Here is a 316-nt window from a genome sequence, read left to right as displayed (position 1 = left end):
ATCATAATAATAGTAGTTTGGGCTATTTGGACATCAAAATTCGTAGACTGACAGGTGCCTAATTTGAATAATTGTTTAACCTCCTTAAAAAAGACTTCAATAGTCCATCTAATGCTATAGATTTCAATTATCTCTATAAAACTAAGGTTTGTATTTGTTGAAAGTATTGTATGCCACTTACCATTAACCCCTCTTTTTGAAATGAAGACAACAACCTTAACTCCATCAATATCTGATATATGATGATGATAGTAGTAGTTTAATTTTCTGCAACGCTTAGGTTTCTTTCCTTTGGTCTTTAGGTTTTTTAGTGAAA

The 316-nt window shown here is 30.7% G+C and carries 1 protein-coding gene; it reads right to left on the bottom strand.

All coding sequences use genetic code 11. The features are described from left to right. A partial coding sequence (locus HNS40_RS22855; RefSeq protein WP_172285005.1) for a transposase occupies nt 1-316 on the bottom strand: 316 nt, incomplete at both ends.

Origin of the sequence: Lentimicrobium sp. S6 (assembly GCF_013166635.1) — a bacterium.
GTDB lineage: Bacteria > Bacteroidota > Bacteroidia > Bacteroidales > UBA12170 > UBA12170.
This window is presented reverse-complemented; position numbering and strand designations above follow the sequence as displayed.